The sequence below is a fragment of the Enterobacter sp. 22466 genome, from assembly GCF_052044775.1.
Classification (GTDB): Bacteria; Pseudomonadota; Gammaproteobacteria; order Enterobacterales; family Enterobacteriaceae; genus Enterobacter; species Enterobacter dissolvens.
The window spans coordinates 54115-68209 of the sequence record NZ_JBQENX010000003.1; the positions used below are offsets into that span (position 1 = coordinate 54115).

At 55.2% G+C, this 14095-nt stretch carries 13 protein-coding genes; 11 read left to right on the forward strand and 2 right to left on the reverse strand.

The window, feature by feature from the left end:
- Nucleotides 1-119 precede the first annotated feature (119 nt).
- Together mrcB and hrpB are read right to left on the reverse strand one after the other, a co-directional pair.
- Complete coding sequence (gene mrcB, locus ACTJJI_RS10085; protein WP_014830697.1) at nt 120-2648, reverse strand: bifunctional glycosyl transferase/transpeptidase; 2529 nt, start codon at nt 2646-2648, stop codon at nt 120-122.
- A 144-nt stretch (nt 2649-2792) separates the two neighbouring features.
- The gene (gene hrpB, locus ACTJJI_RS10090) at nt 2793-5222 is read right to left on the reverse strand and encodes an ATP-dependent helicase HrpB (RefSeq protein WP_440653914.1); all 2430 of its coding nucleotides are present in this window, start codon (nt 5220-5222) and stop codon (nt 2793-2795) included.
- 73 nt (nt 5223-5295) lie between these two features.
- Here hrpB and thpR point away from each other — a divergent pair, with 73 nt between their 5' ends.
- The 11 genes from thpR (at nt 5296) to ACTJJI_RS10145 (ending at nt 14048) form a co-directional block, all read left to right on the forward strand.
- Nucleotides 5296-5850 (forward strand): RNA 2',3'-cyclic phosphodiesterase, encoded by a 555-nt coding sequence (gene thpR / locus ACTJJI_RS10095; RefSeq protein ID WP_063426403.1) that lies wholly within the window; start codon nt 5296-5298, stop codon nt 5848-5850.
- On the forward strand, nt 5840-6544 hold the full coding sequence (gene sfsA, locus ACTJJI_RS10100) for a DNA/RNA nuclease SfsA (RefSeq protein ID WP_014830694.1): 705 nt from the start codon (nt 5840-5842) through the stop codon (nt 6542-6544). Before thpR ends, sfsA begins: the two co-directional genes overlap by 11 nt.
- A gap of 176 nt (nt 6545-6720) precedes the next feature.
- The gene (gene dksA, locus ACTJJI_RS10105; protein WP_013095632.1) at nt 6721-7176 is read left to right on the forward strand and encodes an RNA polymerase-binding protein DksA; all 456 of its coding nucleotides are present in this window, start codon (nt 6721-6723) and stop codon (nt 7174-7176) included.
- 59 nt (nt 7177-7235) lie between these two features.
- On the forward strand, nt 7236-8126 hold the full coding sequence (gene gluQRS / locus ACTJJI_RS10110; protein ID WP_047360392.1) for a tRNA glutamyl-Q(34) synthetase GluQRS: 891 nt from the start codon (nt 7236-7238) through the stop codon (nt 8124-8126).
- Between the two features lie 42 nt (nt 8127-8168).
- The gene (pcnB, locus tag ACTJJI_RS10115; RefSeq protein WP_074163208.1) at nt 8169-9566 is read left to right on the forward strand and encodes a polynucleotide adenylyltransferase PcnB; all 1398 of its coding nucleotides are present in this window, start codon (nt 8169-8171) and stop codon (nt 9564-9566) included.
- Nucleotides 9563-10042: a 2-amino-4-hydroxy-6-hydroxymethyldihydropteridine diphosphokinase gene (gene folK / locus ACTJJI_RS10120; RefSeq protein WP_014830691.1), complete on the forward strand. Its 480-nt coding sequence runs from the start codon at nt 9563-9565 to the stop codon at nt 10040-10042. The genes pcnB and folK overlap by 4 nt, the downstream gene beginning before the upstream one ends.
- A 123-nt stretch (nt 10043-10165) precedes the next feature.
- A complete protein-coding gene (panB, locus tag ACTJJI_RS10125) occupies nt 10166-10957 on the forward strand; it encodes a 3-methyl-2-oxobutanoate hydroxymethyltransferase (RefSeq protein ID WP_348580235.1) in 792 nt (263 codons plus the stop codon).
- Between the two features lie 11 nt (nt 10958-10968).
- Nucleotides 10969-11820 (forward strand): pantoate--beta-alanine ligase, encoded by an 852-nt coding sequence (gene panC / locus ACTJJI_RS10130; protein WP_014830689.1) that lies wholly within the window; start codon nt 10969-10971, stop codon nt 11818-11820.
- Nucleotides 11821-11879: 59 nt separating this feature from the next.
- Nucleotides 11880-12260, forward strand: coding sequence for an aspartate 1-decarboxylase (gene panD / locus ACTJJI_RS10135; protein ID WP_003856284.1), 381 nt, complete (start codon nt 11880-11882; stop codon nt 12258-12260).
- Between the two features lie 371 nt (nt 12261-12631).
- On the forward strand, nt 12632-13249 hold the full coding sequence (locus ACTJJI_RS10140) for a fimbrial protein (RefSeq protein WP_440653920.1): 618 nt from the start codon (nt 12632-12634) through the stop codon (nt 13247-13249).
- A gap of 61 nt (nt 13250-13310) precedes the next feature.
- The gene (locus ACTJJI_RS10145) at nt 13311-14048 is read left to right on the forward strand and encodes a fimbrial chaperone (RefSeq protein WP_440653922.1); all 738 of its coding nucleotides are present in this window, start codon (nt 13311-13313) and stop codon (nt 14046-14048) included.
- Nucleotides 14049-14095: the final 47 nt, after the last annotated feature.

Here is a 14095-nt window from a genome sequence, read left to right on the forward strand (position 1 = left end):
AATTAAGGGTTTAAGAAATAACCAGGAGAAAACGAAGGGTTAATCAGAATTAAAACGAGGGTTAATAAAATGGGGAAAACGGGTAAAAAAATCCCCCCTTTCGGGGGGATCTGGAACAGTTAGTTACCGCCGAACATATCTTTAATCCAGCCCGCGACACCGTCGCTGTCTTTCTTCTCGTTCTGCTGCTGCGGCTGTTGTTGCTGCTGCGGCTGCTGAGGCTGAGAAGACTGGTCGAACGGGTTGCCCGTCGGCTGCTCTGGCTGGCTCTGCTGGCACAGGGAGTCCGGGTTGGTGGTCCAGACAGGCAAGGTACGCATACCGCCGCCACAGACAAAGTTTCCGGAACTGTCCACGCCCATATCCACGATATCTTCCGGTGCAACCAGATCCAGCGGCACCGGCGACTGATTCGCCAGATAACGCTGGTAAATCGACATCGCCCCGCTCGCACCATACAGTTTGGTTGGCTGGTTGTTATCGCGGCCCACCCAGGTGATCACCACTTCACGACCATCAATACCGGCAAACCAGGTATCGACGTTATTGTTGGTGGTCCCGGTTTTACCCGCCAGATGCAGGCCCGGATACTTCGCACCCAGTTGACGGCCGGTACCACGTTGCACAACCTGCTGCATGGTCCACAGCGTCATATAGGCTGCCTGCGCCGGAACGGCACGTTCCGCCTGTGGGAAGCTCTGGTACAGCACGGAGCCATCTTCGGCGATCACCGAACGCAGGGCTGACAGCGGTGCACGGTTACCGCCGCTGGCAATGGTCTGGAACGCCTGTGCCACTTCGATTGGCGTCAGGTTTAACGCCCCCAGGATCATGGCTGGTACAGGGTGCAGCTGATCTTTGGCGACGCCCAGTTTCTGCCAGGTGTCGACAATCGCCGGCAGACCCAGCGCCATCCCCAGGTTTACCGTCGGCACGTTCATGGAGCGGGTCAACGCATCCACCAGCATTACCTGGCCGCTGAACTGTTTATCATCGTTCTGCGGTGACCAGACCTGGCCGTTAGGCTGACGCAGGGAGATCGGCGCATCGGCAATCCAGGTATTCAGGCGATACAGATTTGGCTGACTCAGGGCAGTGAGATAGGTTGCGGGCTTCGCCAGTGAACCGATCGAACGGCGCGCCTGCATAGCACGGTTGTAGCCTGCAAACTGCGGCTCAGCCCCGCCCACCATCGCACGAACTTCACCCGTGTTACGGTCAACCACCACCATCGCGGTTTCCAGATCGCTCAGCTTACGCTGTTTCTTCAGCGCCGGAATGCCCTCAACGGCCGCTTTCTCTGCCGCATCCTGCGCCACGGAGTCAAAGGTGGTAAAGATCTTCACGCCGGAGAGATCTTTCACTTTATCACCGAGCTTGCTCTGCAGCTCCTGACGCACCAGCTGCATAAACGCAGGCTGAGGCGAGATCACACCGCCGCGCGGCTGCACGCCAAGCGGACGTGCGCTCAGCATGTCGTACAGCTCCTGGTCAATCACCTGCTGTTGTTGCAGCAGACGCAGCACCAGGTTACGACGTTCCAGCGCCAGTTTCGGGTTACGCCATGGGTTATAAATGGACGCCCCTTTCACCATGCCCACCAGCAGCGCCTGCTGATCAAGGCTCAGCTCCTCCACCGGGCGGCCAAAGTAGTACAGGCTCGCCAGCGGGAAGCCGCGGATTTCGTTATCACCGCTCTGACCGAGATAGACCTCGTTCATATACAGCTCAAGGATACGATCCTTGCTGTAACGCGCGTCCATCAGCACGGCCATGTACGCTTCGTTGGCTTTACGCCAGTAAGAGCGCTCGCTGGAGAGGAACAGGTTCTTCACCAGCTGTTGGGTAAGCGTACTCGCCCCCTGCACGGTACGTCCGGCAGTCAGGTTAGCCAACACCGCACGGCCAATGGAGTAGAGGCTGATACCATCGTGCTCATAGAAGTGACGGTCTTCGGTAGCCAGCAGGGTGTCCACCAGCAGGTCCGGGAAGCCGTTACGCGCCACGAACAGACGCTGCTCGCCGTTCGCTGATGAAAGCATAGTGATCAGTCGCGGATCGAGACGGAAGAAACCGAACTGGCGGTTGTTATCCATGTTCTCGATGGTTTCCAGACGATCGCCGTCAAAGGTCAGACGCGCACGCACCTGCCCCTCTTTGCTGTCCGGGAAATCGAACGGACGGCGGATCATCTCAATGGTTTTCGCCTGCACGGTAAATTCGCCAGGACGCGTCATTTTCGACACCTGACGATACTGGGTGGCTTCCAGCAGTTTCACCATCTCGTTCTTACTGATCGACATGTCGGGCTCAAGGTTCACCATGCGGCCATACACCGCCGCAGGCAACTGCCAGACTTTCCCGTCGATACGGCTGCGGATCTTCTGATCCAGATAAACGCCGTAGATCGCCATCAGCACAACAAAAACAATGAACAGCTTCAGCAGCAGCCAGAACCAACCGCGTTTGCCCCGAGGCTTACGCCCTTTGCCTTTTCCTTTACGCGGCATCGGTTCTTCATCCTCATACTCGTCTTCATAGTCATCGTCATAGTCCTCATCTCTGAGGCGACGACGGCTCACCTTTTCTTTCGCCGGACGCGTTGGTTTTCCCTTACGCCCAATTGGCTCGCGGTCATTCCCCGCCATGCTTTTTCTCCGCAACGTTCAGGCGCAAAGGCCCGATTCTCATTTCTTCCACTGACCTGTGAAAGAAGAAATCTCTCAAAATTGCTTTTCTCCCTCTCCCTGTGGAAGAGGGTCGGGGTGAGTGCATCAGGCCGCACTCCCCTTTTACGAATATTTCTTCGTCCGCCGTGTCGGCGCCGTATTCGCCGGATCGTCCGGCCAGACATGTTTGGGATAACGCCCTTTCATCTCTTTTTGCACTTCACGGTAGCTCCCCGCCCAGAATGCGCCCAGATCGCGGGTGATCTGCAGCGGGCGATGCGCAGGTGACAACAGCTCAAGCACCACGGGCACGCGCCCCTCGGCGATGGACGGCGTGGTCGCCTCACCAAACATCTCCTGCATCCGCACCGCCAGCGCCGGTGGATTATCCTCGTGATAACGAATGGCAATCCGGCTGCCGGTCGGCACAGTGTAATGCCCAGGCAGTTCACTATCCAGACGTTGACGTAATGACCAGTCGAGTAAATTCTGTAACGCCACCTTAACATCAAGCGCTTTCAGGGCCCGCAGCGAGTGTACACCACTCATTTGCGGCAATAACCAGGTGTCCAGCGACGCAAGTAACGAGTCATCATCCACCGCCGGCCAGTCATATTCCGGCAACCAGCGTGCGGCACAGTGCAGACGAATACGGTACTGCTCGGCCTCCGGTGTCCAGTTCAGAACACCTAATCCTTTTTCCCGGATACCGTTCAGCATCGCCTGGTGCAACTCCTCTTCCGACGGCTTTGCCAGCGGCTTCGTCCCCAGGGTCAGTTTACCTATCTGACTACGACGAAATGCCTTCAGGGTGCCCTGCACATCATCCCACTCAACGATGTCGGACTGCTGAAGCAGTTGCGGACACGCCCGCGTGAGGGCATCAATATCCACAGCCACGGCCTGCAAAATACGGGCATCAGGAGAGTGGCTACCCTGCAGTAAGAGCGGCGCAATCAGCCATTCATGGCGCGTCAGGGCGTCATCGCTGTCCAGCATAGCACCCATGCCGTTTGCCAGTTGATAACGTCCATCCAGCCCGCGACGACGCGCGATCCTGTCGGCAAACGCCTGCGCCAGCAGGGGCGCAATGCTGTCAGCGTCCGGCGTACCACCACGGCTGTTAAGCCGTTTACAGAGTTGCTGCGCGCGCTGCTGCCAGTTCCCCTGATTGCGCGAAAAGGCCTGGGCCAGATCAGAATTTGCACCACGAGGCGGCTCCTCAAGGATAGCCGCCAGTTTTGCCGCCGTGGCAATTTCATCATCGCCCTGCGCGGCCACCAGCATCGCCGCCAGCCGGGGATCGTTACCCAGCGCGGCCATTTTCTGCCCGCACGATGATAACCTGTCGCCGTCCAGCGCGCCTAACTGAGTCAGTAAGGCGCGCGCCGCCGCCAGGTTTACCGCCGGGGGGATATTGAGCCAGGTCAACTGCGCGGGATCGGGGCAGCCCCACTGCAACAGTTCCACGATCAGCCCCGAAAGATCGCTTTGTAAAATTTCCGGCGTGCTCTGCACAGCCGCGCGTTCGGCCTGTTCTGGGCTGATGAGATGCAAACAGATGCCAGGCTCAAGACGCCCGGCGCGGCCAGCACGCTGAACCATTGACGCCTGGCTGATGCGTTGCGTCAGCAGTTTCGTCAGCCCGGTACGCGGGTCAAAACTGGCTACTCTCTCCTGGGCGCTGTCCACCACCAGGCGAATGCCTTCAATGGTCAAACTGGTTTCGGCAATATTGGTGGCCAGTACCACTTTACGCTGCCCCGTCGGCGCGGGAAGGATGGCCTTGCGCTGGTCACTCAACGACAGTGCGCCGTAGAGTGGGCAGAGCATTACGTCGCTGCCCACGCGGGCGGCAAGCTGCTCCTGCACCCGCTGGATTTCGCCAACGCCCGGCAAAAACAGCAGCAGCGAACCGGATTCCTGACGCAGCAAGTCGGCAGTGGCGATAGCCACCGCTTCATCGAAACGCTGATGGGCAGGAAGGGGCTGATAGCGGCGCTCAACCGGAAACGCACGCCCTTCGGAGGTGATGACCGGCGCATCCGGTAACGTCTGCTGTAGCCGCTCGTTATCCAGCGTGGCCGACATGATGAGCAGTCGAAGATCGTCCCGTAACCCCTGCTGGACATCCAGCAACAGCGCCAGCGCCAGATCCGCCTGCAGGCTGCGCTCGTGGAATTCATCCAGTATCACCAGCCCGATGCCGGTCAGTTCCGGATCGTTTTGCAGCATACGGGTGAGGATCCCTTCGGTCACCACTTCAAGCCGTGTAGACGGGCCAACGCAGGTTTCGGCGCGCATACGGTAGCCCACCGTTTCGCCCGGTTTTTCATTCAGCAGTTCCGCCAGGCGCTGTGCCACGTTGCGTGCGGCCAGTCTGCGCGGCTCCAGCAGGATAATCTTCCCGCTGATAATACCTGCGTTGAGGATGTGCAGCGGTAACCAGGTGGACTTACCGGCACCCGTAGGGGCGTTAAGTAAAACCTGCGGGGCATCCTGCAAGGCAGCGAGCAGTTCAGGAAGGACGACGGCGACCGGCAATGAGGACACTAACAGCTCCAGAGGGTTAACATTAGTCGGCGTACATTGTAGCATCGGCGCATATCATTACCGAGTCCCCTGTATGTCTGAGTCGAAACGACTGTTTTTCGCCATTGAGCTGCCCACGCCGATCCAACGACAAATTGTTCGCTGGCGCGCCGAACACTTCCCGCCCGAAGCGGGCCGCCCGGTTGCCGCCGCAAACCTCCACCTGACGCTGGCTTTTCTGGGCGACGTCAGTGGAGAGAAACAGCGCGCCCTGGCGGCGATGGCCGGTCGGATTTCCCAGCCGGGGTTCACGCTGACCCTTGATGATGCGGGGCAATGGCTCCGCTCCCGCGTCGTCTGGCTGGGGACGCGCCAGCCGCCGCGCGGATTATTACAGCTTGCAAATATGCTGCGCGCCCAGGCGGCGCGTAGCGGGTGTTATCAGAGCCCGCAGCCGTTTCATCCCCATATTACGCTGCTGCGCGATGCCGGTCAGGTCGTTGCCATACCGCCACCGGGTTTTCACTGGGCCTTTCCGGTGACCTCATTCGCGCTGTACGAATCTGTTTTTTCACAAGGACGCACCCGCTATACGCCGCTCCAGCGCTGGACGCTGGGCGATACCCTAAGGAATTCTGATGAAGTTTAGTCCTGCACTGCAACGCGCCACGCTTATCCAACGCTACAAGCGTTTTCTCGCCGATGTCATTACCCCTGAAGGGGAACAGTTAACGCTGCACTGCCCCAATACCGGGGCAATGACAGGATGTGCGACACCGGGTGACACGGTCTGGTATTCCACGTCAGAAAATACTAAACGCAAATATCCCTATACCTGGGAAATGACGCAAACCCAGCAAGGGGCATTTATTTGCGTTAACACCCTGCGTGCGAATCAATTAGTTAAGGAAGCCCTGACCAACGGAACCCTTCCCGAACTGGTGGGTTACGGCACGCATAAATCAGAAGTGAAATATGGCGATGAAGGCAGCAGAATTGACTTTATGTTACAGGCGGAAGACCGCCCCGAGTGCTATATTGAAGTCAAATCAGTCACGTTAGCGGAACAGGAAAACGGCTTCTTCCCGGATGCGGTCACGCTACGTGGACAGAAGCATCTGCGGGAGCTGATGAGTGTTGCGGCGGCGGGCAAACGCGCCGTATTGCTGTTTGCGGTTTTGCACTCAGCCATTGAACGATTTTCTCCAGCCCGCCATATTGATCTCAAATACGCGCAATTGTTGAATGAGGCACAAAAGCAGGGGGTAGAGGTTTTGGCTTATAAAGCGGAACTTTCTGCCGATAATATGACTCTGAGATCCTCTCTTCCCATTGTCTTATAAGGGATTAGACGATTGATGATTAAGTGTTCTGGCCGCGTGCGCAAATACGCTTTTCCTCACAGGCTTGTCAAGTGTTACGTTTAGATAATTGCCATACGGAAAAGCATCTGCTATTTATAGCGACCTGATTTTTCCCCCAACACGGGGATCGATAGTGCGTGTTAAGGAGAAGCAACATGCAAGAAGGGCAAAACCGTAAAACATCGTCCCTGAGTATTCTCGCCATCGCTGGGGTGGAGCCGTATCAAGAGAAGCCGGGCGAAGAGTATATGAATGAAGCCCAGCTGTCGCACTTCAAGCGTATTCTTGAAGCATGGCGTAATCAACTCAGGGATGAAGTCGATCGCACCGTTAGTCATATGCAGGATGAAGCGGCTAACTTCCCGGATCCGGTCGATCGTGCCGCTCAGGAAGAAGAGTTCAGCCTGGAACTGCGTAACCGTGACCGTGAGCGCAAACTGATCAAAAAGATCGAAAAAACGCTGAAGAAGGTCGAGGACGAAGATTTTGGCTACTGCGAATCCTGTGGTGTTGAAATCGGCATTCGTCGCCTGGAAGCGCGTCCAACCGCCGATCTGTGCATCGACTGTAAAACGCTGGCAGAAATCCGCGAAAAACAGATGGCGGGTTAATCCCGGTCCTGTTTACCCACTCCAAAGGCGGGAGTCTCTCCCGCCTTATTACTGTTGATATGTCTGAATCTCACTATATCGGGCGCTTCGCGCCATCCCCCTCCGGTGAATTACATTTCGGCTCGTTAATTGCCGCTCTCGGCAGCTACCTGCAGGCGCGCGCAAGCCTGGGCAAATGGCTCGTTCGCATTGAAGATATTGATCCTCCGCGTGAAGTTCCCGGTGCAGCAGACACCATTCTGCGTCAGCTGGAACATTACGGTCTTCACTGGGACGGCGACGTTCTCTGGCAGTCAACACGTCACGACGCCTACCGCGAACGTCTGGCCTGGCTCGCGGAGCAGGGGCTGTCCTATAACTGCACCTGCACCCGCGCGCGCATCCAGAGCGTGGGGGGCGTCTATGACGGCCATTGCCGCACGCTCAATCACGGCCCGGAACACGCCGCCGTACGTCTGTTGCAGCGCGCTCCCGTGCTCCACTTTAACGACCTGCTCTCCGGTGACATTCAGGCGGATGAGCGCCTGGCGCGGGAAGATTTTATTATTCACCGCCGTGACGGACTGTTTGCCTATAACCTGGCGGTGGTGGTGGATGATCACTTTCAGGGCGTCACCGAAATTGTGCGCGGGGCCGATCTGGTCGAGCCTACGGTGCGGCAAATAGCGTTGTATCACCAGTTTGGCTGGACCGCGCCGGATTACATTCATCTGCCGCTGGCCGTCAACGAGCGGGGCAGTAAGCTGTCAAAGCAAAACCACGCCCCTGCCCTGCCAGACGGCGATCCGCGCCCCGTTTTGATCGACGCGTTGCGATTTCTCAACCAGAATGTAACCCATGAATGGCAGGATCTGCACATTGACGAACTGCTGAAAATGGCCATTGCCAACTGGACGCTCAGGGCAGTGCCAAAAATCCAGCATTCTCAAATGCGTTGCGCTGAGCTATGATTAGCCGCTTTTTTCATAACAAAACACACTACGAGGTGTACCATTTTTACCCGAGTCGCTAATTTTTGCCGTAAAGTGCTAAGCCGCGAAGAGAGCATGGCGAATGACGCTATTGCGCAACCCCACATGTCGGTTATTCCGCGTGAGCAGCACAATATTTCCCGCAAAGATATCAGTGAAAATGCCCTCAAGGTGCTCTATCGTCTGAATAAAGCGGGCTACGAGGCCTATCTCGTTGGCGGTGGAGTACGTGATTTACTGCTGGGCAAAAAACCCAAAGATTTCGACGTGACGACCAGCGCCACGCCCGAGCAGGTGCGTAAATTATTCCGCAATTGCCGTCTCGTTGGCCGCCGTTTCCGTCTGGCTCACGTCATGTTCGGGCCAGAAATTATTGAGGTGGCGACGTTCCGTGGACACCACGAAGCGGGGGCATCCGATCGCACGACCTCCCAGCGCGGCCAGAACGGTATGCTGCTGCGCGACAACATCTTCGGTTCTATCGAAGAAGATGCTCAGCGTCGCGATTTCACCATCAACAGCCTTTACTACAGCGTGGCGGATTTCACCGTGCGTGATTACGTCGGCGGCATGCAGGATCTGAAAGAAGGTCTGATTCGCCTGATCGGTACGCCGGAAACCCGCTATCGCGAAGATCCTGTGCGTATGCTGCGCGCCGTGCGTTTCGCCGCCAAGCTGGATATGCGCATCAGCCCGGAGACGGCAGAGCCGATCCCGCGTCTTGCGACGCTTATCAACGACGTGCCACCTGCCCGTCTGTTTGAAGAAGCGCTAAAACTGCTGCAAGCCGGTCACGGATTTGAAACCTACAACCTGCTGCGCGAATATAACCTTTTCCAGCCGTTATTCCCGACCATTACCCGCTACTTCACCGAAAAGGGTGACAGCCCAATGGAACGTATGATCGCACAGGTGTTGAAGAATACCGACACCCGTATCCGCAACGATATGCGCGTGAACCCGGCGTTCCTGTTTGCGGCAATGTTCTGGTATCCGCTGCTGGAAACCGCTCAACGCATTACCCAGGAAAGCGGTCTCGCCTATTACGATGCTTTCGCGCTGGCGGCAAACGACGTGCTGGACGAAGGCTGTCGTACGCTGGCCATCCCGAAACGGATCACCACGCTGGTGCGCGATATCTGGCAGCTTCAGCTGCGTATGTCCCGTCGTCAGGGCAAACGCGCCTGGAAGCTGATGGAGCATCCTAAGTTCCGCGCGGCCTTTGATCTGCTCTCTCTACGTGCTGAAATTGAACGCAATCAGGAGCTGCAGCGTCTGGCGCAGTGGTGGGCCGAATTCCAGGTCTCCGCACCGCCGGAGCAAAAAGATATGCTTACCGGCCTTGATGAAGAGCCGGCACCGCGTCGTCGTCACCGTCGTCCGCGCAAGCGCGCACCGCGTCGCGAAGGCACCGCATGACCCTCGCGTATATCGCTATCGGCAGCAATCTGGCCTCTCCGCTGGAGCAGGTTAATGCTGCCGTTCAGGCGCTGGGTGAGATCCCCCAGAGCCGGATCGTCGCTGTCTCCTCTTTTTACCGCACACCACCGCTGGGACCTCAGGATCAGCCTGACTACCTGAACGCCGCCGTGGTGCTGGATACCGCGCTGGATGCCGAAACATTGCTGGATAACACCCAGCGAATCGAGTTGCAGCAGGGCCGCGTGCGCAAAGCCGAACGCTGGGGACCCCGAACCCTGGACCTCGACATTATGCTGTTTGGCAACGAGGTGATTAACACCCCACGCCTGATTGTGCCGCATTACGACATGAAAAATCGTGGGTTTATGCTCTGGCCGCTGTTTGAAGTTGCCCCCGATCTCACCTTCCCGGACGGCATTCCGCTCAGGGACATTCTGGACAACCTCCACGCGGAAAAACCCGCTCGCTGGTAAGCCTGCAACCCTGCCCATTAGCCATAAAATAATTGTGGCTAATCGACTACCTAAAATCATTGTTCCCTCGAATGTTACTGTTAGAATGCGCAAAGATTCGCTTTTGGGCTATCAGGAAACAGTATGAAACCAACCACCATCTCCTTACTGCAGAAATGCAAACAGGAAAAGAGACGCTTCGCCACCATCACCGCATATGACTACAGCTTCGCCAGACTGTTTGCCGAAGAGGGTATCAACGTCATGCTGGTCGGGGATTCGTTAGGGATGACGGTACAAGGGCATGACTCCACCCTGCCGGTCACGGTCGAGGAGATTGCCTACCACACCCGTGCCGTGCGCCGCGGCGCCCCCGCTTGCCTGCTGCTTTCCGATCTGCCGTTTATGGCCTACGCCACGCCAGAGCAAGCTTTCGACAATGCGGCGGCCGTGATGCGTGCCGGTGCCAACATGGTCAAAATCGAAGGCGGCGCCTGGCTTGTGGAAACGGTAAAAATGCTCACCGAGCGCGCCGTGCCGGTGTGCGGTCATTTAGGCCTGACGCCACAGTCCGTCAATATCTTTGGCGGTTACAAGGTGCAAGGCCGTGGTGATGCCGCGCAGACGCTGTTTGATGATGCCCTCGCGCTGGAAGCGGCTGGCGCACAGCTGCTGGTACTGGAATGTGTCCCGGTGGAACTGGCAAAACGCATCACCGACGCGCTGTCGATTCCGGTGATTGGGATTGGCGCGGGCAACGTCACCGACGGTCAGATTCTGGTAATGCATGACGCCTTTGGTATTACCGGCGGTCATATCCCGAAATTCGCCAAAAATTTCCTTACTGAAGCGGGCGACATGCGCGCCGCGGTCAGGCAGTATATTGCCGACGTCGAATCCGGTGTTTACCCGGGTGAAGAACACAGTTTCCATTAAGGAGTCTCGTTGTGCTAATCATTGAAACCCTGCCGCTGCTTCGCCAGCATATCCGTCGTGCGCGACAGGAAGGTAAACGTATTGCACTGGTCCCGACCATGGGTAACCTGCATGACGGCCATATGAAACTGGTCGACGAAGCGAAAGCCCGCGCAGATATCGTGGTGGTCAGTATCTTCGTTAATCCAATGCAGTTTGATCGCGCAGACGACCTGGCGCGCTATCCTCGTACGCTGCAGGAAGATTGCGAAAAACTGAAAAAACGCCATGCGGACTTCGTCTTCGCACCGGCACCTGCGGATGTGTACCCTCAGGGTACGGGAGAGGCAACGTACGTTGACGTCCCGGGTATTTCCACCATGCTCGAAGGGGCAAGCCGTCCAGGCCATTTCCGCGGCGTATCGACCATCGTCAGCAAGCTGTTCAATCTGGTGCAGCCTGACGTCGCCTGTTTCGGTGAGAAAGATTTCCAGCAGCTGGCGCTGATCCGCAAGATGGTGGCCGATATGGGCTATGATATCGAGATCGTGGGCGTGCCGATTGTGCGGGCTAAAGATGGTCTGGCGCTCAGCTCCCGTAACGGTTATCTGACCGCTGAGCAGCGTAAAATTGCCCCAGGATTAAGCAAAGTCATGAACACCATGGCAGAGCAACTGTTAGCCAAAGAGTTGTCCGCAGAGGAGATTGTCGCCCTCGCTGAGCAAGCGCTGAACGATAAAGGCTTCCGTGCTGACGACATTCAAATCCGTGATGCCGACACCCTGCTTGAGCTGACCGACGCCAGCAAACGCGCGGTTATTCTGGTGGCAGCATGGCTCGGTCAGGCGCGACTCATCGACAATAAAGTGGTCGAGCTGGCATAGTATTCTTACCCTCCCCTCTTACGAGAGGGGTTAACGCATGATGATTAAAGGTACACGTAATGATTCGCAAAATGCTGCAAGGTAAGCTTCACCGTGTGAAAGTCACGCAGGCCGACCTGCACTATGAAGGCTCCTGCGCGATCGATCAGGATTTTCTCGACGCGGCGGGTATTCTTGAAAACGAAGCCATTGATATCTGGAACGTGAACAACGGTAAACGTTTCTCCACCTACGCTATCGCTGCCGAGCGTGGGTCTAAAATTATCTCCGTTAACGGTGCCGCCGCGCACTGTGCCGACGTGGGTGATATTGTGATCATCGCGAGCTTCGTCATGATGTCCGACGAAGAGGCGCGCCGCTGGCAGCCTAAAGTGGCCTACTTTGAAGGTGACAACGAGATGAAACGCACCGCGAAGGCGATCCCGGTGCAGGTTGCCTGAATCCGGTGAGGAGCGGATTTCTCAGGATCCGCTCCTTCAGTGACAATAAGTACTTCATACTTTTATCGCTAATAACATCACTCCTCATTTATTTATCCTATTTCCCTCCCCCATCGCGCCTGTTTTTTTAAAAAATACATTTCCCTAAATAATATAATAATGGAAATGATCCTTACCATTTATAATTTATATCGTACCAGAATGCGTTCGACGCGCTAAAAAAACTCATCCCTGCATTCTTTTATAGAATTTTCAAGATCATTTTCAGTAACTTATCCGGACCCTCACTTTTTCTAACGATGATATTAAGCAATTTTAAATACCCAACGCATTCAGAGATCCCTATCATCTTTTTTGCTTGAATTACATCAGTGAAATGTTTTTTTAAATGGAATTTTAATCATGTTAAAAAAACGCTATTAGCTTCAGTTGTAACTTTATTCGTAACAGGTTCTTTTTCAGCAACTGCAGACACAGATCTGGGTTTAATCACCTTTGATGGTGCAGTAACTGATACAACATGTAATATTTCCACTTCTAATGGTGAAGCACAAAACAATATCACCATCACCTTACCGGTTGTTAAAAAATCTGAGGTTGAATCCACCACCGTCGATACCGGCGTCGGCTCTAAGAATTTTGAACTGCTGCTCACCAACTGCCCTGAAACATTAAAGAGTGCGTCTGCAAACTTCATGTCTAAAAATATGGGTGCCATTGCAAACGGTACCATTGAACCTGACGCCGGCGTAGCAGGCGCAGCAACGAACGTTGCACTTGCCCTGTATAACAATGCCCCAACAACCTCTTCTCGTATTATGGTCGGCCAGCCAGACAATAATACGCAGAAAGCCGACCTGAATGCAGGTTCCGCTAAACTGTTCTACCGCGTTGCTTATGTCCCTGGCGCCAACTGGGTGAAAGACACGAATCCTGTGCAGTCAGGTAAAGTCAGCGCCAACGCTTACTTCACCATGAGCTACGAATAATTTATCCCTGCCGTTAATGTGCCCCGCTGGGCACATTTTTCGTATTTTTTCGAGAATATACATGTACGTACTGAATATTAAGAGCGGATTAAAAGCCCTGCTGCTGGCCTCGGTGAGCGTTTTTGCTCTTAACGCCAGTGCAGATATTGTCATTTCTGGCACCCGTATCATTTATCCTGAATCGGCAAAGGACGTAACGGTATCGATGGATAACCGTGGCACCCGGCCTTTACTGGTACAAACCTGGCTCGACGACGGAAGAGATAGCACCAATCCTCAGGAGCTCAAACTTCCCTTTATTGTTACCCCCCCGGTTTCGCGTGTTGAACCGCAAAAAGGGCAAACCGTCAGAATCACCTGGCTTGGTCAGACATTGCCAAAAGATAAAGAGTCCCTGTTCTGGTTTAACGTTCTGGAAGTTCCGCCAAAAGCAAAGGAGAGCGACAACCAAAGTATGCTTCAGCTTGCTTTCCGTACCCGCATAAAACTCTTTTTCCGTCCTACAGGGTTGAAAGGGGAACCGACAGAGGCAGCCAAAAATCTTAAATGGTCTCAAACCCGACAAGGGCAAAAAGTCGTTTTAAGTGCGAAAAATGACTCGCCGTATTATGTTTCGCTGGCGAGTGCATCGCTTATTTCAGGCGGTAAACATTACGAGATCGAAACGCATTATATTGAGCCGTTCTCAAGCCAGACAATGAATGTGAAAAACGCCCCCCTGACAGGCAATAGCAAAATAACCTGGCAAGCCATCAATGATTACGGTGGAATTGATAAATATGAGTTTATACAGAATTGACCCTGTATTCATTTCATATCATTCGCAAGAACTATAATTGGCTTTGC

Bases quoted from the DNA above. Each gene is read 5' to 3' on its own strand.
- thpR (WP_063426403.1), top strand. From the start codon at position 5,296: ATGTCTGAGTCGAAACGACTGTTTTTCGCCATTGAGCTGCCCACGCCG.
- panD (WP_003856284.1), top strand. From the start codon at position 11,880: ATGATTCGCAAAATGCTGCAAGGTAAGCTTCACCGTGTGAAAGTCACG.
- gluQRS (WP_047360392.1), top strand. From the start codon at position 7,236: ATGTCTGAATCTCACTATATCGGGCGCTTCGCGCCATCCCCCTCCGGT.
- dksA (WP_013095632.1), top strand. From the start codon at position 6,721: ATGCAAGAAGGGCAAAACCGTAAAACATCGTCCCTGAGTATTCTCGCC.
- panB (WP_348580235.1), top strand. From the start codon at position 10,166: ATGAAACCAACCACCATCTCCTTACTGCAGAAATGCAAACAGGAAAAG.
- mrcB (WP_014830697.1), bottom strand. From the start codon at position 2,648: ATGGCGGGGAATGACCGCGAGCCAATTGGGCGTAAGGGAAAACCAACG.
- ACTJJI_RS10145 (WP_440653922.1), top strand. From the start codon at position 13,311: ATGTACGTACTGAATATTAAGAGCGGATTAAAAGCCCTGCTGCTGGCC.
- sfsA (WP_014830694.1), top strand. From the start codon at position 5,840: ATGAAGTTTAGTCCTGCACTGCAACGCGCCACGCTTATCCAACGCTAC.
- folK (WP_014830691.1), top strand. From the start codon at position 9,563: ATGACCCTCGCGTATATCGCTATCGGCAGCAATCTGGCCTCTCCGCTG.